The organism is Microbispora sp. NBRC 16548 (assembly GCF_030268985.1).
Taxonomy (GTDB): Bacteria; Actinomycetota; Actinomycetes; order Streptosporangiales; family Streptosporangiaceae; genus Microbispora; species Microbispora catharanthi.
This window is the reverse complement of record NZ_BSSF01000006.1, coordinates 263,893-285,916: the sequence shown is the minus strand read 5'-3', so window position 1 is coordinate 285,916 and position 22,024 is coordinate 263,893. Positions and strand designations below refer to the sequence as shown.

At 73.0% G+C, this 22,024-nt stretch carries 21 protein-coding genes; 4 read left to right on the top strand and 17 right to left on the bottom strand.

The window, feature by feature from the left end; translation table 11 throughout:
- Nucleotides 1–74: 74 nt before the first annotated feature.
- The 3 genes from QSK36_RS18705 to QSK36_RS18695 are packed head-to-tail and all read left to right on the top strand — an operon-like array spanning nt 75 to nt 3,204.
- Nucleotides 75–1,055 (top strand): ABC transporter permease, encoded by a 981-nt coding sequence (locus tag QSK36_RS18705; RefSeq protein WP_183539590.1) that lies wholly within the window; start codon nt 75–77, stop codon nt 1,053–1,055.
- A gap of 56 nt (nt 1,056–1,111) precedes the next feature.
- The gene (locus QSK36_RS18700; RefSeq protein ID WP_285783311.1) at nt 1,112–2,176 is read left to right on the top strand and encodes an ABC transporter ATP-binding protein; all 1,065 of its coding nucleotides are present in this window, start codon (nt 1,112–1,114) and stop codon (nt 2,174–2,176) included.
- A complete protein-coding gene (locus QSK36_RS18695; protein ID WP_183539587.1) occupies nt 2,173–3,204 on the top strand; it encodes an ABC transporter ATP-binding protein in 1,032 nt (343 codons plus the stop codon). The genes QSK36_RS18700 and QSK36_RS18695 overlap by 4 nt, the downstream gene beginning before the upstream one ends.
- A gap of 127 nt (nt 3,205–3,331) precedes the next feature.
- On the opposite strand, the gene rpe is transcribed toward QSK36_RS18695, so the two are convergent.
- Both rpe and QSK36_RS18685 read right to left on the bottom strand, forming a co-directional pair.
- Nucleotides 3,332–4,003 (bottom strand): ribulose-phosphate 3-epimerase, encoded by a 672-nt coding sequence (rpe, locus tag QSK36_RS18690; protein ID WP_183539585.1) that lies wholly within the window; start codon nt 4,001–4,003, stop codon nt 3,332–3,334.
- Between the two features lie 181 nt (nt 4,004–4,184).
- The gene (locus QSK36_RS18685) at nt 4,185–5,258 is read right to left on the bottom strand and encodes an MFS transporter (RefSeq protein ID WP_285783310.1); all 1,074 of its coding nucleotides are present in this window, start codon (nt 5,256–5,258) and stop codon (nt 4,185–4,187) included.
- On the opposite strand from QSK36_RS18685, the gene QSK36_RS18680 reads away from it, so the two are divergent.
- Nucleotides 5,253–5,756, top strand: a complete 504-nt coding sequence (locus QSK36_RS18680) for a peroxiredoxin (protein WP_285783309.1) — start codon at nt 5,253–5,255, stop codon at nt 5,754–5,756. The two genes, QSK36_RS18685 and QSK36_RS18680, sit on opposite strands and share 6 nt — an antisense overlap.
- A gap of 89 nt (nt 5,757–5,845) precedes the next feature.
- Here QSK36_RS18680 and QSK36_RS18675 read toward each other — a convergent pair whose 3' ends face one another.
- The 15 genes from QSK36_RS18675 to QSK36_RS18605 form a co-directional block, all read right to left on the bottom strand.
- The gene (locus QSK36_RS18675; protein ID WP_221264094.1) at nt 5,846–7,129 is read right to left on the bottom strand and encodes an RsmB/NOP family class I SAM-dependent RNA methyltransferase; all 1,284 of its coding nucleotides are present in this window, start codon (nt 7,127–7,129) and stop codon (nt 5,846–5,848) included.
- A gap of 410 nt (nt 7,130–7,539) precedes the next feature.
- On the bottom strand, nt 7,540–8,469 hold the full coding sequence (gene fmt, locus QSK36_RS18670; protein WP_285783308.1) for a methionyl-tRNA formyltransferase: 930 nt from the start codon (nt 8,467–8,469) through the stop codon (nt 7,540–7,542).
- On the bottom strand, nt 8,469–9,017 hold the full coding sequence (def, locus tag QSK36_RS18665) for a peptide deformylase (RefSeq protein ID WP_139574469.1): 549 nt from the start codon (nt 9,015–9,017) through the stop codon (nt 8,469–8,471). The genes fmt and def overlap by 1 nt, the downstream gene beginning before the upstream one ends.
- A gap of 46 nt (nt 9,018–9,063) precedes the next feature.
- Entirely contained in the window at nt 9,064–10,305 is a 1,242-nt protein-coding gene (locus tag QSK36_RS18660) for a hypothetical protein (RefSeq protein ID WP_183539579.1), read from the bottom strand.
- A gap of 23 nt (nt 10,306–10,328) precedes the next feature.
- The gene (locus QSK36_RS18655; protein ID WP_285783307.1) at nt 10,329–11,996 is read right to left on the bottom strand and encodes a hypothetical protein; all 1,668 of its coding nucleotides are present in this window, start codon (nt 11,994–11,996) and stop codon (nt 10,329–10,331) included.
- Between the two features lie 40 nt (nt 11,997–12,036).
- Nucleotides 12,037–14,391 carry a primosomal protein N' gene (locus QSK36_RS18650; protein ID WP_285783306.1) on the bottom strand — a complete coding sequence of 785 codons (2,355 nt, stop codon included), beginning with the start codon at nt 14,389–14,391 and terminating at the stop codon, nt 12,037–12,039.
- Between the two features lie 403 nt (nt 14,392–14,794).
- Nucleotides 14,795–15,982, bottom strand: coding sequence for a methionine adenosyltransferase (gene metK / locus QSK36_RS18645; RefSeq protein ID WP_139574472.1), 1,188 nt, complete (start codon nt 15,980–15,982; stop codon nt 14,795–14,797).
- Nucleotides 15,983–16,168: 186 nt separating this feature from the next.
- Nucleotides 16,169–16,537, bottom strand: coding sequence for a hypothetical protein (locus tag QSK36_RS18640; RefSeq protein WP_079320031.1), 369 nt, complete (start codon nt 16,535–16,537; stop codon nt 16,169–16,171).
- Nucleotides 16,538–16,605: 68 nt separating this feature from the next.
- Nucleotides 16,606–17,892 carry a bifunctional phosphopantothenoylcysteine decarboxylase/phosphopantothenate--cysteine ligase CoaBC gene (gene coaBC / locus QSK36_RS18635; RefSeq protein WP_285783305.1) on the bottom strand — a complete coding sequence of 429 codons (1,287 nt, stop codon included), beginning with the start codon at nt 17,890–17,892 and terminating at the stop codon, nt 16,606–16,608.
- Between the two features lie 14 nt (nt 17,893–17,906).
- Nucleotides 17,907–18,170 (bottom strand): DNA-directed RNA polymerase subunit omega, encoded by a 264-nt coding sequence (gene rpoZ / locus QSK36_RS18630; RefSeq protein WP_030508986.1) that lies wholly within the window; start codon nt 18,168–18,170, stop codon nt 17,907–17,909.
- A 1-nt stretch (nt 18,171) separates the two neighbouring features.
- The gene (gmk, locus tag QSK36_RS18625) at nt 18,172–18,744 is read right to left on the bottom strand and encodes a guanylate kinase (protein WP_182897244.1); all 573 of its coding nucleotides are present in this window, start codon (nt 18,742–18,744) and stop codon (nt 18,172–18,174) included.
- A 123-nt stretch (nt 18,745–18,867) separates the two neighbouring features.
- Complete coding sequence (gene mihF, locus QSK36_RS18620) at nt 18,868–19,191, bottom strand: integration host factor, actinobacterial type (RefSeq protein WP_030450375.1); 324 nt, start codon at nt 19,189–19,191, stop codon at nt 18,868–18,870.
- A gap of 219 nt (nt 19,192–19,410) precedes the next feature.
- Nucleotides 19,411–20,109, bottom strand: a complete 699-nt coding sequence (pyrF, locus tag QSK36_RS18615) for an orotidine-5'-phosphate decarboxylase (protein WP_183539571.1) — start codon at nt 20,107–20,109, stop codon at nt 19,411–19,413.
- Nucleotides 20,106–21,080 (bottom strand): dihydroorotate dehydrogenase, encoded by a 975-nt coding sequence (locus QSK36_RS18610; protein WP_182897245.1) that lies wholly within the window; start codon nt 21,078–21,080, stop codon nt 20,106–20,108. The genes pyrF and QSK36_RS18610 overlap by 4 nt, the downstream gene beginning before the upstream one ends.
- Before the next feature lie 21 nt (nt 21,081–21,101).
- Nucleotides 21,102–21,959 carry a dihydroorotate dehydrogenase electron transfer subunit gene (locus tag QSK36_RS18605; RefSeq protein ID WP_285783304.1) on the bottom strand — a complete coding sequence of 286 codons (858 nt, stop codon included), beginning with the start codon at nt 21,957–21,959 and terminating at the stop codon, nt 21,102–21,104.
- Nucleotides 21,960–22,024: the final 65 nt, after the last annotated feature.

Here is a 22,024-nt window from a genome sequence, read left to right as displayed (position 1 = left end):
AACCCGGGTCCGCCGCCCCTCCGCGGGGCGGCGGGCCCCAGGCCCGTCCCGCCCTCAGGAGCAAGTGCGAGACCATGACCAGCTATCTGGTACGCCGCGTCGCCGGCGCACTCGTGATCCTGATGATCATCAGCGCGATCACGTTCTACCTCTTCTACGCCGTCCCGCGTGACCCCGCCCGGGCGTTCTGCGGCAAGATCTGCCAGCCCGAGACGCTGGCGCTGATCCGGCACAACCTGGGCATGGACGAGCCGCTGTTCGTGCAGTACTGGCACTGGCTGGTCGGCATCTTCGCGGGCCGGGAGTTCGTCCAGTTCGGCTCCTGCCCGGCGCCCTGCCTCGGCTACTCCTTCGCCACCCAGGAGCCCGTCTTCAGCGCCATCGTCGACCGTTTCCCGGTGACGGTGTCGCTCACCCTCGGCGCCTCGGTGGTCATCCTGGCGTTCGGCATCCTCACCGGCATGATCGCGGCCTGGAAGGTCGGGCAGCCGCTCGACAAGATCGCCAGCTCCTCGTCGGTCATCGGGGCCTCGCTCCAGATCTACTTCGTCGGGCCACTGCTGGCGTTCTACCTGGTGGACACCATGCAGCTGATCCCGCGCCCGTCCTACGTGCCGATCACCGAGAACCCGCTGGACTGGTTCACCCACCTGATGCTGCCGTGGGTGGTGCTGTCGATCATCTTCACCGCCAACTACACCCGCATGACCCGCTCGCAGATGGTCGAGCAGCTCGCCGAGGACTATGTCCGCACGGCGCGCGCCAAGGGCATGTCGAGCCGGTCGGTGTTCTTCCGCTTCGCCTGGCGCGGCGCGATGATCCCCATCATCACGATCTTCGGTGTCGACCTCGCCACGCTCCTCGGCGGCGCGATCATCACCGAGCAGACGTTCAGCCTCCACGGCATCGGCGAGCTGGCCGTACGCGCCGTGCAGAACACCGACCTGCCGATGCTGCTCGGCGTGACCATCGTGGGCGCGGCGGCGATCGTCCTGCTGAACATCGTCGTGGACGTGCTCTACGCGTTCATCGACCCGCGGGTCCGCCTGAGCTGAGCCCCGCCTAACACGTCGAACGCCCAACCAAGTCGAACCGGGAACTGGAGCAGCAAGTGACCACCGTGTCGTGGAGCGGCGAGCCGGGGACCTCGCGCGGCCCCGGGCCGTTCCTGTCCGTCCGCGACCTGAGCGTCGAGTTCAGCACCGAGGACGGCATCGTGCACGCCGTCGACGGCCTGTCCTTCGATCTGGAGAAGGGCACCACGCTCGGCATCGTCGGCGAGTCCGGATCGGGCAAGTCGGTGACCAACCTCGCCATCCTCGGCCTGCACGACCCCGCCCACACGAAGATCGGCGGGGAGATCTGGCTGGAGGACCAGGAGCTGATCTCGGCGGGCCGCGGCACGATGGAGAAACTCCGCGGCAACCGCGTCGCCATGATCTTCCAGGACCCGCTCACCGCGCTGTCGCCGTTCCACACGATCGGCCGGCAGATCGGCGAGGTCTACCGCAAGCACAAGGGCGCGAGCAAGAAGGAGGCCCGCGACCGGGCCGTCGAGATGCTCCGGCGTGTGGGCATCCCCCAGCCGGAGACGCGGGTGGACCACTACCCGCACGAGTTCTCCGGCGGCATGCGGCAGCGCGCGATGATCGCGATGGCGCTGGTGTGCGACCCCGACCTGCTCATCGCCGACGAGCCGACGACCGCGCTCGACGTGACCGTGCAGGCGCAGATCCTCGACCTGCTCAAGGAGCTTCAGCAGCAGTTCGGCACCGCGATCATCCTGATCACCCACGACCTCGGCGTCGTGGCCGGCACCGCCGACAACGTCCTGGTCATGTACGCCGGGCGGGCGGCCGAGCGCGGCACCGTCCGCGAGGTGCTGCGCGAGCCGCGCCACCCCTACACCTGGGGCCTGCTGTCGTCGATGCCGCGCCTGAACTCGTCCGTGGACGTCCCGCTGAGGCCGGTGCGCGGCACTCCCCCGAGCATGCTGAACCCGCCGTCCGGCTGCCCGTTCCACCCGCGCTGCGACTACCCGAAGCTCGCCGGGCCGGAGCTGTGCTTCAACCAGCGGCCGTCGATCTCCCCGGAGACCGGGCACGGCGACGCCTGCTACCTCACCCTCGAGCAGAAGAGGGAACTCCGCACCGCGAAGACCGAGGACCGCGCATGAACGAGACGCTGCTGGAGCTCAAGGAGCTGGTCAAGCACTTCCCCGTGCGGGGCGGCACGCTGATCAAGCGTCAGGTCGGGGCCGTGCACGCGGTGGACGGCGTCGACCTCGCGGTCGGCGCGGGCGAGACCGTCGGTCTGGTGGGCGAGTCGGGCTGCGGCAAGTCCACCACCGGCCGCCTGGCGGCCCGCCTGCTCGAACCCACCTCGGGCAAGATCCTCTACCGGGGGCAGGACATCAGCCACAGCTCGCGCAAGCGGCTCAAGCCGATCCGCCCCGAGATCCAGATGATCTTCCAGGACCCCTACAGCTCGCTCAACCCGCGCCAGACCGTGGGCACGATCATCCGCGGGCCGATGGAGGTCAACGACATCAACCCGTCCGGCGGGCGCAAGAAGCGGGTCCAGGAGCTGCTGGAGATCGTCGGCCTCAACCCCGAGCACTTCAACCGCTTCCCGCACGAGTTCTCCGGCGGTCAGCGGCAGCGCATCGGGATCGCCCGGGCCCTGGCGCTCGATCCCAAGCTCATCATCGCCGACGAGCCGGTGTCGGCGCTGGACGTCTCCATCCAGGCCCAGGTGGTCAACCTGCTGCAGGAACTGCAGCGCGACCTCGGCATCGCGTTCCTGTTCATCGCGCACGACCTCGCCGTCGTACGGCACTTCTCCCAGCGCGTCGCCGTCATGTACCTCGGCAAGATCGTCGAGATCGGCGACCGCCAGTCGATCTACGAGCGGCCGCGGCATCCGTACACGCACGCCCTGCTGTCGGCCGTGCCCGAGCCGGACGTGTCGAGCGAGCCGCGCGAGCGCATCCGCCTGGCCGGCGACGTGCCCTCGCCGATCAACCCGCCGTCCGGGTGCCGGTTCCGCACGCGCTGCTGGAAGGCCCAGGACAAGTGCGCCACCGAGGTGCCACCCCTGGTCAGGCTCAGCGGCAACCGCGAGGGTCACCTGACCGCCTGCCACTTCCCCGAGGCGCCCACCACGCAGGGCGAGGACGTGGTCCTCGACCCCGCCCTCGCCTGACGCGAGCAACGGGTTCGCAGCCGGTGAGTGAGCCCGCCGATCGGGCGCCCGCCTCGTCAGGCCGTGCCGTACGGCACGGCCTGACGGATCGATAGGGAGGCGGCTTTCCCCGGCAGGGGGCGTCCGCTCAGGCGGGCGGGGTGGCCCGCTCGGCGAGGCTCCGGAGTTCCGCGACGGCGCGGGCGGGGTCGTCGGCGCCGTAGACGGCGTTGCCCGCCACGAAGACGTCGGCCCCGGCCTCGGCGCAGCGTTCGATCGTCTCCACGGAGACGCCGCCGTCGACCTGGAGCCACACCTCGCCGCCGTACTTGTCGATCAGCGCCCGTGCCCGCGCCACCTTCGGCAGCACGATGTCGAGGAAGCGCTGCCCGCCGAAGCCCGGCTCGACGGTCATGACGAGCAGCATGTCGATCTCGGGCAGCAGGTCCTCGTACCCTTCGACGGCGGTCGCCGGGTTCAGCGCCAGACCGGCCCTCGCCCCGGCGGCGCGGATCGCCCGCAGCGTACGCACGGCGGCCTTGGCCGCCTCCGCGTGGATGGTGACGCTGGCGGCTCCCGCCTCCGCGTAGTCCGGCGCCCACCGGTCCGGGTCCTGGACCATGAGGTGGCAGTCGATCGGCGTCGAGGTGGTCTTCAGAAGCGACTCGACGACCGGCAGGCCGAGCGTCAGGTTCGGCACGAAGTGGTAGTCCATCACGTCGACGTGGAGCCAGTCGGCGACGTTCTCCACCCGTGCGGCCTCGTCGGCGAGGCGGGCGAAGTCTGCGGACAGGATGCTGGGCGAGATCTGAACGGCCATAGTGCCTGCAGTCTATTTCGCCCGGGCGTCCGTCCCGCCCGTCCCCCGGCGGCCCCGACGGTCAGGCGCCGGGACGCCGCTGGGCAGCCGCTGGGCGCCGGGACGCCGCTGTTCACCGCCGGAGCACCGCGCACGCTGATGCAGCGGAGCGTGATCTCGACATCTTTCGCGTACCTGGGCTTCACGGGTTGGATGTGTCCGCTTGGACTTCAGGGGCGAGCTGCCGACGATGCGGTGGCGAGCCGGTGGATTCGTCGCTCAGCCGATAGTCGGTGAGGTCGCGCAGGTGCCGGATCGATGAGGCCAGCAGGACCAGCGGTATGCAGACGGCCGCGACGACAAAGATCATCAGGGTGACCCGGCCGCCGAGAACCCCGGCGATCAGTCCGGCGATCAACCCGCCGATCGGGATCGCACCCCAGGAGACGAAGCGGACCGTGGCCATCACCCGAGGCAGCAGGTCGGGCGGGCTGGCGATCTGCCGGTACGTGCGGGTCACCACACTGAGCATCACGACGCCGGCGGCGAACACCACGTTGCCCGCGGCGAAGGCGGCGAAGCCCTGCCAACCGGTGCCGAGGGGAACGACGAGCGCCCCGGCGACCGCGACGAAACCGGCGACGATCAGGGCGCGGGCGGTGCCGAGCCTGGCCGTGACCTGGTTCGTCAAAGCCGCGCCGATCAGCGTGCCGACGCCGTCCGCCGCCAGCAGCAGGCCGACGAGGCCGGGTTCGGCGTGCAGCTCGCGTACGAGGTACAACGCGTAGAGCGCGTGCTGTGCCCCGCAGACCGTGTTGGCCGCGGTGGCGGCCCACATGCACGGACCCATGACCGGGTGGTGCACGACGAAGCGCCAGCCTTCGCGGATCATCGCGCGCACCGGTGGCCAGCGGTCGGGGGCCTCCGCGCGGCGTTCGGGCAGGGTCCGCAGCAGCAGGGCTGAGACAAGGTAGCCGGCCGCGTCGACGAGGAGGGTGGGCACCGCCCCGAGCGCCTGGACGATGAGGCCGCCGACCGACGGCCCACCGAGCTGAGTAGTGGCGTGGGTGCCGGACGTCAGGCTGTTACGGGACTGCAACTGCTCCTTGCTCACGATCGACGGCAGGAAGGTCGAGTTGGCGACGTCGAAGACGACGTTCGCGAAGCTCGTCACGAGGGCCACGATCACCAGCTGGGCGATCGTCAGCCGGTCCAGCCACCAGGCCAGCGGGATGGAGACGACCGCCGCCGCGCCGCCGAGAGCCGTCGCGTGCACGAGCTGGTCAACCGGAAAATGCCGGATGTCGTGCTGGAACGACATGACGGCGAGCCGGTCACGCCCAACGCGGCGGGCGTCTGGACTGTGCTCTACTTCTTCCCCGGTGCCTTCGCCCCGGGCACTCAGGGCTACCCGCCCGGTTGGGCCGACACCCCGGGGACGAAGGGTTGCACTTCGGAGGCTCTCACCTACGCGTCACGGTGTGCCGACTTCGAGGCGGCAGGTGCCACGATCCGAGGCGTGAGCACCCAGCGCCCCGACCAGTTGGCCGCCTTCGTCACGCACGCGAGGTTGCCCTACCCCCTCCTGTCCGACCAGGACAGCAGACTCGCCGCTGGGCTGCTGCTGCCGACCTTCCGAACGGCCGGCGTCGACCGCTTCAAGCGTCTCACTCTGTTGGTCGACCCCGACGCGATCATCCGGGCGGTGCAGTTTCCGATCAGCGATCCTGCCGGTTCAGTGGATGAGATGCTCGCCCACGTCCGCGGTCGATGACAACGATCCGCGCGTTCGTCGCCCATCGCGCGCCTGCTCTTCACCGTCGCCCAAGAGATGCTGCGCGCGGCGGGCGGCGACGGCACCCGTCAGGAGCGGCGCAGCAGCGCCAGGAACATCGCGTCCGTGCCGTGCCGGTGCGGCCAGAACTGCGCGTACGGGCCGTCGCCGAGGCCGGGCACCTCGGGCAGGAACGCGCGGGCGTCCAGCACCTCGACGCGGTCGCGCACGTCCTCCACCACGGCCCGGGTCTCGGCCAGGTGCGGCGAACAGGTCACGTACGCCACGACGCCGCCCGGACGGACGGCCTCCAGCGCCGAGTCGAGCAGCCGCCGCTGCAGCGCGGTGAGCTCGGGGATGCTCCGCGGGTCGCGCCGCCACCGGGCCTCCGGCCGCCTGCGCAGGGCGCCGAGCCCGGTGCAGGGGGCGTCGAGCATCACCCGGTCGAACGCGCCGGGCCGCCAGGCGGGCCGCGTGCCGTCGGCCGTGATCACCTTCGCCTCGCGGGTGGTGCCCCACACCAGCCGGGCGCGGTGATACTGCACGTCGGCGCCGAGCAGCCGGGCGTCCCGCTGCGCGGCCACCGCGTCGAGCAGCCCGGCCTTCCCTCCGGGGCCGGCGCACATGTCCAGCCAGGTGGAGTCCCGGTCGAGCGGCACGCGGGTCAGCGCGAGCGCGACGAGCTGGCTGGCCTCGTCCTGCACCGCGGCCCGCGCCTCCCCCACCGCGGGGATGGAGCCCGGATCGCCCTCCGGCAGGTAGACCGCGTACGGCGAGTAGGCGGCCCGCTCGGCCCCGGCCGCGACCAGCTCCTCCACCGTGGCCCGTCCCGGCCGCGCCACCAGCGCCACGCGGGGCCGTTCGTTGTCGGCCTCCAGCAGCGCGGCCGTCTCGTCCACGTCCCCGCCCACCGCGTCGCGCAGGGCGGTGACGATCCAGCGCGGGTGGCTGTAGGTGACCGCCAGGTTGCCGACCGGGTCCTGCGCCCGCGGCGGGGCGACGATCTCCAGCCACTCCTCCAGCGTGCGGCCCGCGACCTTGCGCAGCACGGCGTTGGCGTAGCGGGACGGGCCCGGCCCTACGCGCAGCCGTACAAGGTCGATGGTGGCGCTGACCGCCGCGTGGGGCGGGATCCGCGTGCTCAGAAGCTGGTGGACGCCGAGACGCACCGCGTCGAGCAGCGGCGGGTCCACCTCCTCAGGCGGCCGATCGCTGCACGCGGCGATGACCTCGTCGTAGGTCCCGAGGCCGCGCAGCGTGCCGTACGCCAGCTCGGTGGCGAGGGCCGCGTCGCGTCCCGTGATGCGCCGCTGCCGCAGCAGGGTCGGCATGAGCAGGTTGGCGTAGGCGTCGCGCTCGTCGACGGCCCGCATCAGGTCGTAGGCGGCGTTGCGCGCCTCGTCGCGGGGCGGGCGCCCGCGGCCCTGCCTCGGCTGCCCGGCCTTCGCCGCGTGCGCGGCCTGCCCGCTGTGGCCCGCCCTGCCGCCGTGTCCCGGGCGGCCCTGCCCTGTGCCTCCACCAGTGCCGCTACCTGTGCCGCCGCCCTGGCCGCTCCCCTGGCCGCGCCGCCCGCCGCCGCCCTGACCTCTGCCCTGCTTCACGGTGTCACCCTCGACCCTGCCACCTTCGACGCTGCCGCCTACGACCCTGTCACTCGCTGATCCGCCGCCTTCGGCTCCGCCGCTCACCGAGACGGCTCCGGCTCGGCGGCCCACTCTCCGCTACCCGCCATGCCGTCCGCCCGGCACGGTGCCGGGGCCGGGATCCCGGCGGGCAGGGCCCTTCAGACCAGGGTCTCACCGTCCGCGAACCGGACGCCGCGGCCCCATTCGGCCGCACTCATCTGCCGCTTGCCCTGCGGCTGCACCTCGCCGAGCTCCACGGGGTGGGTGCCGGTCCCGACGAGGACGGCCTTCCGCGTGGCCGCGATCTCTCCCGGGGCGAGCTTGCCCGCGTCGGGCGCGAGCCGCACCGGGCCGATCTTGACCCGCTGGCCGCGGAACTCGGCCCACGCACCAGGAGCCGGAGTGCAGGCCCGCACCAACCGGTCCACCCGCATCGCGGGCGCGGCCCAGTCGATCCTGGCGTCCTCGACCGTGATCTTCGGGGCCAGGCTGACGCCGTCCGCGGGCTGCGGACGCGCCTCCAGCGTGCCGTCCTCGACGCCGTCGAGCGTGGCCAGCAGCAGGCCCGCCCCCGCCTCCGCGAGCCGGGCCAGCAGCGCGCCGCTCGTGTCGTCCGGACGGATCCGCTCGGTCAGCACCCCGAACACCGGCCCCGCGTCCAGCTCCTTCACGATGCGGAAGGTCGAGGCGCCGGTGACGTCGTCGCCGTGCAGCACGGCGTGCTGCACGGGCGCCGCGCCGCGCCAGGCGGGCAGCACGGAGAAGTGCAGGTTGATCCACCCCTGCGGGGGGATGTCGAGCGCCGCCTGCGGCAGCAGGGCGCCGTACGCGACCACGGGGCAGCAGTCGGGGCCGATCGCCCTCAGCCGGTCGAGGAACTCCGGGTCTCCGGCCTTCGCCGGTTTGAGCACCTCGACCCCCGACTCCTCCGCGAGCTGGGCCACCGGGCTGGGGTGCACCTTGCGTCCCCGGCCCGACTGCGCGTCCGGCCGGGTCACCACGGCCACCACCTCGTGGCGGGGCGAGTCCAGCAGGGCGCGCAGCGACGGGAGCGCGGTGTCGGGCGTGCCGGCGAAGACCAGGCGCACTACAGGGCCCTTCCCTGCGTGGCGTGCGGCGAGATCTTCACCACCGGTGCCGACAGGCCGCTCCACTCGGCCTCGCGGATCGCCTTCATGGCGAGCTTGCGCTGCTTGGCGTCCAGCCGGTCGATGAACAGCACGCCGTCCAGGTGGTCGGTCTCGTGCTGGAAGCAGCGCGCCATGAGGTCGGTGCCCTCGATCGTCACCGGCTCGCCGTGCATGGTGAAGCCCTTGGCCACCGCCCTGATCGCGCGGGGCGTCGGGAAGGTCAGGCCGGGGAAGGACAGGCAGCCCTCCTCGCCCTCCTCGTCCGTCTCGCCGCCGAGGTCGAGTTCGGGATTGATGAGGTGCCCGAGCTGATCGTCCACGTAGTAGGTGAACACGCGCAGGCCGACGCCGATCTGCGGCGCGGCAAGGCCCGCGCCCGGCGCGTCCATCATCGTGTCGGTCAGGTCCTTGACGAGCTTGCGCAGTTCCTTGTCGAAGTCGACCACCGGCTCGGCCGGAGTGCGCAGCACCGGGTCGCCGAACAGGCGGATCGGCTGAATGGCCAAGGGTTGGCTCCGTTCACGTCACGTACACGAGGAGGATCACCCCAGTCTACGGGCGTGAACGCACCTTCATCGCCGTCTTCCTGGCGGTCTTCGCGATCAGCGGATCGGGATGGTGCCTGCCGAGCATCTCCAGCACCGCGAGGGCGTCGGGATGGTCGGCCCGGCCCATCTCGGGCACCAGCGTGAGCAGATCCTCGCCGAGGAGGTCGAAATGGGCCACCGAGTCGACCGGCGCGCCGATGTAGAGCAGGGCGGCGAGGGTGTCCACCGCCACCCAGGCCCCGTCACCCTCGCCGAGGGCCGGCGCCTCCAGGTCCCGCACGCCCAGCCAGGCCGCGGCGTAGCGCCACATCATCGGCTCGTCCAGGGCCTCCCGCACGGCCTGCGCGGCCTCCGGGCCCAGCTCCTCGAGCACGGTCCCCGCGGTGCCGCGCTGGGCGGCGTTGCCCGACGCGGCGATCTTGATGAGCTCGCGCGCCGCGTCCTCCGGCACCCGGCGCTCCAGCCACAGCGTGGCGGCGCTGGCGGAGGCCCGGCCGGTCAGCATGGCGTCGATGAGGTCGGCGGCGCCCAGCTCCGCGAGCGCGGCCACCTCCCCGAGCGACGGCGCGTCGTGGCCCTCCCTCAGCAGGTCGCGGCGCACGGCCCACACGCCCGGCTGGCTGAGCCGGACGAGCTCCCCGCTCAGCTCGATCAGCCCGCAGTACTCCAGCAGCGCCATGGCCGCCGCCAGCTCCCCCGGCAGGGTCATCCGCAGCCGCCGCAGGTCCGCAGGCCGCGCCTCGCAGCCCACTTCGTGGGCCTGGAGGATGCCGCCGGCCAAGGCGGCGAGCGGCATGCCCTCACGCACCGAGTAGATCGTCGCGAGGATCTCGGTGAGGTGCTCGTCGACGACGGCCGACCCGGTCAGGCCCTCCTCGGTCCGGTCGAGCACGTCCATGACCACGCCGTCCCAGAACTCCATGGGGTCGGGCACCCCGGGCCCGGGACGGGCGCCCTGCCGGGTGACCTCCACGAGACGGCCGTTGACCGCGACCACCCACAGCAGGCGCAGCCTGGCTGCCTCCAGGCCCAGCTCGGCGACGACCGCCTCGGCCTCGGCGGGGTGCGGCAGCCCCTGCTCGGTCACCTCGCACACACCCCGGGGAGAGGCGGCGCACCGGGCCCCGACCCACTCGGCGATGCGGCGGGCGTCCCGCACGAGCGGGACCTCCCGCACCGCGTGGACGAGCTGCTCGTCGGGGGCGATGTCGACCGGCGGGAAGGTGAGCACGTCGCTGTCGGCCATTCCAGCAACTTACTGCACAGCAGTCACCTGATGCCCCGCGAACGAGCCTTGAACGCCGCTTTCCGGGCGGCTTTGGCGGCCGCCTGGTCCGGCAGCGTGCTGCCGAGCAGTTCGAGAACCTCGACCACGTCGGGGTGGTCCACCCGCCACATGTCCTCGATCAGATGGGCGGGCGGCCCCGAGGCCGCGATGTTCTCCGCGAAACCCTCCGGGTCGGCCTCGGCGGCGGGCAGTGCGAGCGCGAGCATGTCGACGCTCACCCACAGGACCTCCTCGGGGGTGAGCGCGGGCGCGTCCAGGCCCCGCGAGGACAGCCAGTGGATGGCGTGCGGGCGCAGTTCGGCGTCGTCCAGGTAGGACCGCACGACCGGCGCCGCCTCGACGCCCAGCCGGTCCACGATGGTCACGGCGACCCCGCGCACCTCCGCCGGGGCGCCGGCCACGGCGGCGAGCAGCTCCGACGCCGCCTGCTCGGCGGTGCGCCGCGACAGCCACTCGGCGATGTCCCGCTCGGCCGCCTCGTCCGCCGTGCCGTCGCCGATCAGGCCGGCGATCAGCCCGCTCGCGTCGCCCTCGGCCGGTGCGGGCGCGAGCGGCGCGTCCAGGCCCATGCCGGCGTACACCTCCCGCAGGCCCCACAGGGCGTGCGAGGTCAGGGCCAGGCCGTCCTCGGTGCGCTGGACCGTTCCCGCGTACGCCAGAGCGCTCAGCGCCTCGTCCAGCCTGCCGACCGGCCGCCCCGCGGCCACTTCGCGCAGGTAGTCGGCGAGCGCGTCCACCGGGACGGGCGACTGCAGCCGGTAGAGCAGGTCGTGGATCTGGGACATCCCCTCGTCCACCACCGCCTCCCCGGTGAGCGGCACGGACCTCTCGATGAGGAACTCCAGCGCCGACCGCCACAGGTCGAGCAGCTCGTCCTCACCGCGCGCGTTCAGCTCTCGGAAGTCCTCCGCGACCACGACGGCCGTGCCGTCGAGCCGGGCCAGGCCCAGGTCGAGCGCGAGACGCCACGCCGGTTCCGGACACTCGACGCCGAGCTCGGCCGTGCACGCCCGCGCGTCCCTGACCCGCAGCGACCGGCGCGTCGTCACCGTGCGGCCACCCTCCACCAGCCACGTCACCACCCGGTGGGCGTCGCGCAGCAGCGGCACCTCGCGCACGGCCAGCGCCACCTCCTCGCGCGGCGCGAGCCGTACGGGCGGCAGGGGCGCGCAGCCGGGGCAGTCGCACTCGTCGCCGTCCTCCGTGCCCTGTGCCCCCACCCCCCGGGCCGAGTCGAGCTCCAGGGAGTCGGGTCCGATGGCGCTGAACAGGCTCTTGGCCATGCCGAACTTGGACGTGTCCGCGAGCGCCTGCGGCATCTCCGGCTCGATGCGGTCGATGGTCTCCCGCATCCGGGCGGCCGTCTTGCTGCCGATCTCGCCCGTGTCCAGCAGGAACTCGACCAGTGTCCGCGCCGCGGCGACCGTCTCCGGCGCGCTCTCCGGCGGCGCGATGACCTTGCGCGGATAGATTTCCAGCAGGAGCTCCTCGAAGGTTCCCGGCCGGAAATCGCCCAGTTCGTTCACCTCCAGGTAGTCGCTGGCGTAGTCGCACAGCAGACGTACCTCGTCGACGTCGACCTCGACGTTCCGCTCGCGCCCCCAGGCACGCAGGCCGTCGACGGCCCGGTTCACCCATTCGATCGACACAGAGGCACGCTAACGGCTCGCTTTGTGCGAGGCGAATCGGTCAGATGAGGTCGAGCGGATCAATGTTCACACGTACCACGTCCGGCGCCTTGCGCGCGGAGCGCACACCGGAGGCGCCCTTGAGCGCGCGGGCCAGCGCGGACCCGAGGTGGCGCGGCACCCGGACCATGGCCCGTTCCAGCCCGTCCTCCACCGGCACCGGCCCCAGCACCTGCGCCCCGGGAGGCAGCCCGGCGCCCGCCAGCGTCTCCCTGACCGCCGCGCCCGGGCCCGTCAGCGTCGCCATCCGCACGGCCGGGGGAAAGCCCAGCTCGGCCCGCTCGTCGAGCTCGCGTTCGGCGAAGGTGACGGGGTCCCAGCGCAGCAGCGCCTGCACGGCGGGCACCGCGGCGTCGGCCAGGACGACCAGCTCCCCCGCCGGCCGCAGCAGGGCGGCGGCGTTCGTCCAGCGCCGCAGCGCCTCCTCGGCCGCGCGCAGGTCGGGACGGCCCAGCAGCGCCCATCCGTCGAGCAGCACGGCGGCCGCGTAGCCGCCGTCCGGCACCGGCTCGGCCCCCGGCGTCGCCACGACCAGCGCAGGGGCACCGCTCACCGTCGCGAGCACGCCGTCGCGCCCGCTGGTGCGCACGGCCACCGAAGGAAAGGCCCGGCCCAGCTCCTCGGCGGTGCGCCGCGCGCCCACGATGACGGCCCGCACGCCGGTCCCGCCGCAGGACGGGCAGCGCCAGTCGCCCGCGATCCGGCCGCACCAGCGGCAGTACGGCACGGCGTGCCCGCCGCGCAGCGCGAGCGGGCCCGAGCACACGGGTCCGGTGGCCGTGGGTTCCGCGAGCATGGGTTTCGCGAGCACAGGTTCCACGAGCACAGGTTCCGCGAGCACGGGATCGGCCGCCCCGGACGCCGGGACCGGGCGCACCGGCGGCAGGCCCGAGCAGCGGGCGGGGGCGCGGCAGTGGCGGCACGCCAGCGCGGGCAGGTAACCCCTGCGCGGCACCTGGACGAGCACGGGACCGTGCTCCAGTCCCTCCCGCAGCGCCCGCCAGGCGAGGCTGGGCAGGCGGGCCGCCCTGGCCGCCTGGTCGCGGGCCAGCTCCGCGTCGTCGCCCGCCGGGCGCACCCGGGGCGCCCGGGCCCTGACCGCCGTCCGGTCGGGGACGAGCGGGGCCGCCCAGCCCGTCTCGGCGAGCGCCGTGGCCTCGGCGGTGCGGGCGTAGCCGCCGACGAGCAGGCCCGCCCCGGCCTGGTGCGCCCGCAGGCCGAGGACCTCCCGCGTGTGCGGGTAGGGCGCGTGACGCTCGGCGTGCAGGTCGTCGCCGTCGTCCCAGACGACCGCCAGCCCGAGGCGGGCCACCGGCGCGTACGCCGCGGGGCGGTTGCCCACCACGATCCCGATCTCGCCGCGCAACGCCTTGAGCCAGCGCCGGTAGCGCTCCGCGGGCCCGAGGTCCGCCGTGATCGCCACGTGCGGCGTCTCCCCCAGGGCCGCGGTCACCAGCGCCACGTCCTTGCCGTCGGGCACCACCACGACGACGCCCCGGCCGCCGTCCAGCGTCGCCCGCGCGGCGGCCGCGATGGCGTGCGGCCACGACGGCCCGCCGGCGTCCGTGCCGGGCAGGGCCGTCCACACGGCGCGCGGCGCCCTCCCCTCGGCCAACGCCTCCAGGAAGGAGGCACCCGCCGGGTAGGCCCTCCAGGCGTCGCCGTAGGCCCGCGCCGCCCGCCGCCCCGCCGCCTCGTGTGGCGCCACCTCGTGTGGCCCCGCCTCCTGTGGCGCCGCCTCGTGTGGCGCGGCCTCCCCTGGCGTCGCCTCCCCCTGGAGCGTCACCGCGTGGATCGCCGCCGCGGGTGCCGCGTCTTCGTGGGCCGCATCCTGCCCTGTGGATCCCGCATCCTGCTCGGTGAATCCCCCATTCTGCTCCGTGGGCCCCGCATCCTGCTCTGTGGGTCCCGCGCCCTCGATGGGGCTTGACCGCGGGCCACCGGCGTCCGCCGTCGCGCGTACGGGCTCGGCGGCAGGCGGGGGTACGTCGCCGTCGGCGGCGTCGGGGGAAGCCGCCCGGCGCGCGGGGGTCCTCGCCTCGGCCTCGACCCGGGCGTGCCGCGGCGGAACGGCCAGACGCAGGACATCGGACATGGTCCCGGCGTACCGGTCGGCCACGGCGCGGGCCAGCCGCGCGATGTCGGGGGTGAGGACGGGCTCCGGGGAGATCACCCGTTCCAGGAAGGACAGCCGGCCCTCGTGCTCGCTCTCGGAGAGCCGTTCGAGCAGGTAGCCGTCGGCGAGCTGCCCGGCGAAGCGGACGCGCACCCGGCAGCCGGGCACCGCCTCGGCGTCCATCGTGGTGGGCACGAGGTAGTCGAAGGGCCGGTCGAGGTGCGGCAGCGGCGTGTCCACGACGACCCTGGCGACGGGAAGGTTCGGCGCCGCCTCGCGCGCGCCCTTGGACGCGCCCGCCCGCCCTGCGCTTCCGCGCGCCCGCTCAGCCGTCCCCCGCGTCCGCTCTGTGCCCCCCCGCGTCCGCTCTGTGCTGCCCCGCGTCCGCTCTGTGCCTCCCCGCGTCCGCTCTGTGGGCCGCTGCGGGGCGGCCGGGGGCGCCGGAAGGAGCGCCTCCTGAGGATGCGGGGCGCGGGTCGGCTCGGTCACGTCTCCGTCCTACCAGACCCGGCGAGCCGCAATCACACGTACGCCCGCCGCCTGTGGACGTCCGGGAATCCGCCGGGCACGCGTGGGCGGCGCCCACCCTCAGGGGCGGGCGCCGCCCGGTGCGACGCTGATCGCGGTGCTCGTCAGGCGCAGGTCACAGACCCGCGGCCTTACGCAGGGCGTCGGCCCGGTCCGTGGACTCCCAGGAGAAGCCCTCACGGCCGAAGTGGCCGTAGGCGGCGGTCTCGGAGTAGATCGGGCGCAGCAGGTCGAGGTCACGGATGATCGCGGCAGGACGCAGGTCGAAGACCTGGAGCACCGCGTCCTGGATGACGTTGACCGGCGCCTTCTCGGTGCCGAACGTCTCGACGAACAGACCGACCGGCTGGGCCTTGCCGATGGCGTAGGCGACCTGGACCTCGCAGCGGTCGGCCAGGCCGGCCGCGACGACGTTCTTGGCGACCCAGCGCATGGCGTAGGCGGCCGAGCGGTCGACCTTGGACGGGTCCTTGCCGGAGAAGGCGCCGCCGCCGTGCCGGGCCATGCCGCCGTAGGTGTCAATGATGATCTTGCGGCCGGTGAGCCCGGCGTCGCCCATGGGCCCGCCGATCTCGAAGCGGCCGGTCGGGTTGACCAGCAGGCGGTAGCCCTCGGTCTCGATCTCCAGGTCGGCCAGCACCGGCTCGACCACGTGCTCGCGGATGTCGGGCGTCAGCATCTCCCGCAGGTCGATCTCCGGAGCGTGCTGCGTGGAGACGACCACGGTGTCGAGGCGGACGGGCCGGTCACCGTCGTACTCGATGGTGACCTGGGTCTTGCCGTCCGGGCGCAGGTAGGGAACCGTGCCGTTCTTCCGCACCTCGGACAGGCGCCGGGCCATCCGGTGCGCGAGCTGGATCGGCAGCGGCATCAGCTCGGGGGTCTCACGGCAGGCGTAGCCGAACATCAGGCCTTGGTCGCCGGCGCCCTGACGGTCGAAGTCGTCGGAACCCTCGCCCGCGCGGTGCTCGTAGGCGTCGTCCACGCCCTGCGCGATGTCCGGCGACTGCGCTCCGATGGACACCGACACGCCGCAGGAGGCGCCGTCGAAGCCCTTGTGGGAGGCGTCGTAGCCGATCTCGAGGATCTTCTCGCGGATCAGGGCGGGGATGTCGACATAGGTCTCCGTCGTCACCTCGCCGGCGACGTGGACCTGGCCAGTAGTGATCAGCGTCTCGACGGCGACCCGGCTCTTGGGGTCGTCCTTGAGCATGGCGTCGAGAATCGCGTCACTGATCTGGTCGGCGATCTTGTCCGGGTGGCCCTCGGTGACCGACTCGGAGGTGAACAGGCGACGGGACAACTCAGGGCTCCTCATGCAGCGGCTGCTGACGTCCATGAGTGACCGGCGGTAGAGCCCAGCCCCACCGCGGCCACTCGATGCTCACGCGAGTCTAGCCCCAGGCGCTGCGGAGCCGCGAAGCCATCCGGGTTCGGGTCGCCGGGTCGGCCGCCCGCGGGAAGACCCGCCGCGCTCGCGGACGGCGTGTCAGAGGTCGGGCAGGGGATCTCTGGGCAGGTCACCGGGCGAGAACGCCTCCGCGTCCGCCGCCGCCACCACGGCGGCGTACTCGTCGTCGACCTCCAGGGTCATGCCACCGATCTCGATGCGGGGCCCCGACCCGAACTCGACCGGCCCGAGGCGGGTGCGGCGGGGGTAGCGCGCCCACACCCCTGACGGCTCGTCCCTGCTGAACATCTTGGTGGACAGCAGGGTGATCGACCGGTCCGTCACCACGACGAGGAAACCGATCGTGGCGGGAGGCGGCAGGGCCACCGCGGGAAACACGTAGCGGATGTCCTCGCCGGGACCGAGCATCGCCCGGCAGCGCTCCCTGATCGTGGCGGACACCGGCATGGCGATCGCTCCCTCGACGCACGACCTGTGGGGGCGGGGCGGGCGCCCGCGCCGGCACCACGCGAAGGTCAGGCGAGACGCTGCGCCACCAAATCCCACACTACGTCGGCGAGATCCTCTTTGGGACCCCTCGGAATCTCAACGGACCCGCCCTCCGCCGTGAGGACGACGGCCGCGTTGTCCGGCGTGCCGAACGCCAGGTTCTCTCCGACCTGGTTCACCACGAGCAGGTCGCAGCCCTTGCGCTCCAGCTTGGCCCGGCCGTTGGCCAGGACGTCGTCGGTCTCCGCCGCGAATCCCACGATCACCCGGGGGCGCGGCCCGTCCGTCCCGGCCTCCTTCGCGGCGCCCGGACCCTCGCCCGTCTCGCGCCCGCCGCCCGCCGCCGCGTCGCCCGCGGCGTACGTCTCCAGCCTGGCCCGGCGGACCTCTCCCAACTCGGCCAGGATGTCCGGATTTTTCACCAGACGGATGGGGTCGGGCTCGGCGGACGACTTCTTGATCTTCGTGTCGCTCTGCCGTACGGGCCGGAAGTCCGCGACCGCGGCGGCCATCACGACCGCGTCGGCGTGCTCGGCCGCCGCGAGGACCGCGTCGCGCAACTGCCGCGCCGACTCCACCCGCACGACCTTCGCGCCCGCGGGATCGGGCAGCGTCACGTTCGCCGCCACGAGCGTGACCTCCGCGCCCCGGGCGACGGCCGTACGGGCGAGGGCGTATCCCTGCAGCCCGGAAGACCGGTTGCCGATGAAGCGCACGGGGTCGATCGCCTCGCGGGTGCCCCCGGCGGAGACGACGACGTGCCGCCCGGTCAGGTCCTCGCGCCGGCCCGCCAGCACACGCCGGCACACCTCGAAGATCTCGGCGGGGTCGGGCAGCCGCCCAGGACCGGTGTCGGCGCCGGTGAGCCTGCCGACGGCGGGCTCGATCACGATCGCGCCGCGCTCGCGCAGCGTCGCCACGTTCGCCCGCGTGGCCGGGTGCTCCCACATCTCGGTGTGCATCGCGGGCGCGAACACCACCGGGCAGCGCGCCGTGAGCAGGGTGTTGGTGAGCAGGTCGTTGGCCATGCCGTGCGCGGCGCGGGCCAGCACGTCCGCCGTCGCCGGGGCGACGACCACCAGATCGGCGGACTGCCCGATGCGCACGTGCGGCACCTCGTGCACCGACTCCCACACCTCGGTGGTCACCGGATTGCCCGACAGCGCCGCCCAAGTCGGCTCGCCCACGAACCGCAGAGCGTCCCGGGTCGGCACGACGCGCACGTCGTGACCCGACTCGGTGAACAGGCGGAGCAGCTCGCAGGACTTGTAGACCGCGATGCCGGCGCTCACGCCCAGCACGACAGACGTCATCGACGGAGTGGTGCTCAGCCCTCGATGGGCTCAGAGGTGAGCAGGCCCTCGGAGACCTCGCGCAGGGCGATGGACAGCGGCTTCTCCTGGGCGTGGGTCTCCACGAGGGGCCCCACGTACTCCAGCAGGCCCTCGCCGAGCTGAGAGTAGTAAGCGTTGATCTGGCGCGCCCGCTTCGCACCCATGATCACAAGGCTGTACTTGCTGTCGACGATGTCGAGAAGCGCGTCGATCGACGGGTTGGTGATGCCTTCCGCGTAGGCGGAGCTGCTTGCCACGTCAGTGATTCCCCTGGCTAGGTGAGTGTCCCATCAAGGTTATCAGCCGATGGCACACGCCCTTGACGGACGTGTTGACGATCGTGAGATCGAACTCCTTCTCCGCCGCGAGTTCGATCCGGCCCACCTCCAGGCGGCGGGCGATCACGTCGGGAGGCTCGGTGCCGCGGCCGCGCAGCCGCCGCTCCAGCTCCTCCCAGCTCGGCGGGGCCAGGAACACCAGCAGGGCATCGGGCATCGTCGTACGCACCTGCCTGGCGCCCTGCAGGTCGATCTCCAGCAGAGCGGGGACGCCTGCCGCCAGCTTCTCCAGCACCGGCCGCCTGGGCGTGCCGTACCGGTTGCCGGCGAACTCGGCCCACTCCAGAAGCTCGCCGGAGGCGACGAGCTCGTCGAACTCGTCGTTGCCGGCGAAGAAGTACTCCACGCCGTGCTGCTCCCCCGGACGGGGCTTCCGGGTAGTCACCGAGACCGACAGCCACACCTCAGGGTGGGACCGCCGGAGCTCGGCGACGACCGTGGACTTCCCCACACCCGACGGACCGGACAGGACCGTCAGGCGCGGGCGAGGCATGGAGTCACCGCCGCGCGTCCTGAACCCGCTGGTCGCGACTGCCTCGTGGGCCCGATCTCCAGCGGACCGGGACGTGTCGGTCACTCCGTTACCCCCGTGAAACTCGCTCGTACGCCGCCGAGATCAGCTCTCGGCGCCGCCGAACTCGCGCTCCAGGGAGGCGCGCTGGTTGGCGCCGAGACCCCGCACGCGGCGGGATTCGGCGATACCAAGGCGCTCCATGAGCTGCTTGGCGCGGACCTTGCCGACGCCAGGGAGCGACTCCAGCAGAGCCGAGACCTTCATCTTGCCGATGACGTCGTCGGTCTGCCCATCCTTCAGCACCTCAGCCAGAGAAACCGCGCCGTGCTTGAGCCGGTTCTTGACCTCGGCACGCTCCTTGCGTGCCTTGGCAGCCTTCTCAAGAGCTGCGGCGCGCTGCTCGGGGGTCAGGGGAGGAAGAGCCACGCCGGGTCACCTCGAATTTCTTGTCGATGTACTCGGACGGGAGGGGAAACTAGCTGGTCTTGGCCGTAACGGCAACGTCAAGGGCGGTTTCTCGGACTACAAAATTGATTTTACTACTTTTGGTATTGGAAAAGTCACTCTTCGTAGATCAAAACCGCCTCAGCAGGCCCGGAGCGGGATGACGCATGGTGACGGCGCCGCAGGCCGCCCGGCGCCCGATCAGGGGCTCACGCGGCGCAGCGCGGCGGCGATCGCGGCGGCCGCCGCACCCGGGTCGGGCGCCCCGGTGATGGGCCGCCCGATCACGAGGAGGTCGGCCCCGTGGGCGATCGCGTCCTCCGGAGTGGCCACCCGCGCCTGGTCCTGGGTGTCGGCGCCGACGGGCCGTACGCCGGGGGTGATCAATGTCACGTCCGGACCGACCTCCGCGCGTACGGCGGCGACCTCCCTGGGCGAGCAGACGAGGGCCTGGGCGCCCGCCCCGACGGCCACGGCGGCCATACGGCGCGCGGCGTCCGCAGGGGGTCCCTGGATACCGATCTGGCGGAGATCGGCCTCAGAAAGCGACGTCAGGAGCGTCACGGCCGCGATCTGGGTGTTGGGGGCCCCCTCGACGGCCGCCCTGACCATCGCGGGGCCCCCCGCGGCGTGCACGGTGAGGTACGTCGGCTTGAGCCGGGCGACCGCCCGGGCGGCGGCGCCGACGGTGTTCGGGATGTCGTGCAGCTTGAGGTCCAGGAAGACCTGCACGCCGCTCGCGCCACGCACCGAGGCGATCACGTCGGGCCCGTACCGCAGGTAGAGCTCCAGTCCCACCTTCACCGTGGTGACGTGCGGGGTGACCAGGCCGGCCCAGCGGGCCGCGGTCTCCAGGTCGGGCGCGTCCAGGGCGACGGCGATGGGAGCGGGCGTGGTCAAAGCGAACTCTCCTCGAGATCTGATCGCGAACGTGGTTGCGCGCCCGCCGGGCGGTGGGCCAGGCCCACGGCGTCGGCGAGCCGGTCGAACCCGCGCTCCTGCAGAAGCTCCTCAAGCTCCCTCAGGACCCGCGGGCAGGCGTAGGGGTCGTGGAACAGCGCCGTGCCCACCGCGACGGCGCAGGCGCCCGCCAGGACGAGCTCAAGGGCGTCCCTGCCGGTCGAGACGCCGCCCATGCCGATGATCGGCACTCCCGGCAGCGCCGCGTGGACCTGCCATACGCAGCGCACCGCCAGGGGCCGTACGGCGGGGCCGGACAGGCCGCCGGTGCCCGCCGCGAGCGAGGGGCGCATCGTGTCCACGTCGATGCTCATCCCGACCGGGGTGTTGATCATCGCGAGGGCGTCGGCGCCGCCGTCCACGCACGCGCGTGCGACCGCGACGACGTCCGCCACGTCCGGGGACAGCTTGGCGATCACCGGCACCTCGTACGGCGTGGCCGCGCGCACCGAGGCCACGACCTCCGCCGCGGCGGCCCCGTCGCGGGCGAACACCCTACCGCGGTCCTCGACGTTCGGGCACGACAGGTTGATCTCCACGGCGGTGATGCCGTCGACGCCGGCCAGGCGCCGCGCCAGCGCGGTGTACTCGGTCACGGTGCCGCCGCCGATCGACACGACCGTGCGGGCCCCGCGCTCGGCCAGCCAGGGCAGCTCGCGCTCCAGGAACGCCTCGACGCCGGGGCCCTGCAGACCCACGGCGTTCAGCAGCCCGGAGGGGGTCTCGGCCATCCGCGGCGTCGGCCGTCCCGCGCGGGGGGCCATGGTGATCGACCGGGTGACGAACGCGCCCAGCCGGTGGACGTCGGAGAACTGGGCCAGCTCGCGGCCGGTCCCGCCGCAGCCTGAGGCGGTCAGCACCGGGTTGGGCAGCTCCACATGGGCCAGGTAGGTCCGCAGGTCGGCGGTCACGGCCGCCTCCCCCGCCTCGGCTCAGACATGCCGTCCGCCGGGCGCGCCGAGCGCGTCGAACGGGATCGTCCCGACGTCGTCGAACCGCACCCGCTCGCCCCGGAACACCGGCCCCTCGGTGCAGGCCCGGACCATTCGGGTCACGCCGTCGTCGCCGATGACCGGCACCACACACGTCATGCAGACGCCGATGCCGCAGGCCATGGACTCCTCCACGGCCACCTGCACGGGGATGCCGAGCTCGACGGCGACCGCCGTGACGCCGCGCAGCGTGTCCATCGGCCCGCACGCGTAGACCGCGTCGGCCCGCGCGTCGGCGATCACGCCGGGCAGCACGTCGGTCACCTTGCCGCGCATGCCCAGCGAGCCGTCCTCCGTCGTCAGCGTGGTCGTCTCGCCCATCCGGCGGGCCCGCAGCGCCCCGAAGACCCGGTCGGCCGACGGCGCCCCCAGCACGAAGTCGATGCGGCAGCCCCGCTGCTGCAGCGCGTCCCCCAGCGCGAACAGCGGCGCCGCGCCGTGCTCGTCGCCGACCAGCACGCAGGTGCAGGGGTCGCGGGGCAGAGGGAAGGGACGGCCGAGCGGGCCGACCATGTCGAGCGTGTCGCGCGCCCGCAGGTCGGCGAGCCAGGCCGTCCCGGCACCGCGCACGCCGAAGACGAGCTCCACCGTGCCACCGTAGTCCGGCTTCACGTCATGGATCGTGAAGGCCCGCCGGGTGAGCAGCGAGGAGTCGCGGCCCCCGACGGCGACCGTGACGAAGTGGCCGGGCCGGAACCGGTCGGCGATGCCCGGCGCGACGACGGTGAGCGCATGGTAGGCGTCCACGCGGCGCGTCGTCAGCACCGTGCCCGTGACCTGAACCGGACTGCCGGCCACTCTCCGCTCCCTGTTCCTGGCGCTCGCTCCGCTCGCGCGGCTCCGGGCGCCCAAGCCCTCCGCGT

Coding starts and splice junctions, on each gene's coding strand:
- coaBC (WP_285783305.1), bottom strand. CDS start 17,892: ATGACGTCTGTCGTGCTGGGCGTGAGCGCCGGCATCGCGGTCTACAAG.
- rpe (WP_183539585.1), bottom strand. CDS start 4,003: ATGGCCGTTCAGATCTCGCCCAGCATCCTGTCCGCAGACTTCGCCCGC.
- QSK36_RS18675 (WP_221264094.1), bottom strand. CDS start 7,129: ATGCGGGCCGTCGACGAGCGCGACGCCTACGCCAACCTGCTCATGCCG.
- QSK36_RS18640 (WP_079320031.1), bottom strand. CDS start 16,537: ATGCCGGTGTCCGCCACGATCAGGGAGCGCTGCCGGGCGATGCTCGGT.
- gmk (WP_182897244.1), bottom strand. CDS start 18,744: ATGCCTCGCCCGCGCCTGACGGTCCTGTCCGGTCCGTCGGGTGTGGGG.
- QSK36_RS18695 (WP_183539587.1), top strand. CDS start 2,173: ATGAACGAGACGCTGCTGGAGCTCAAGGAGCTGGTCAAGCACTTCCCC.
- QSK36_RS18705 (WP_183539590.1), top strand. CDS start 75: ATGACCAGCTATCTGGTACGCCGCGTCGCCGGCGCACTCGTGATCCTG.
- QSK36_RS18660 (WP_183539579.1), bottom strand. CDS start 10,305: ATGGCCGACAGCGACGTGCTCACCTTCCCGCCGGTCGACATCGCCCCC.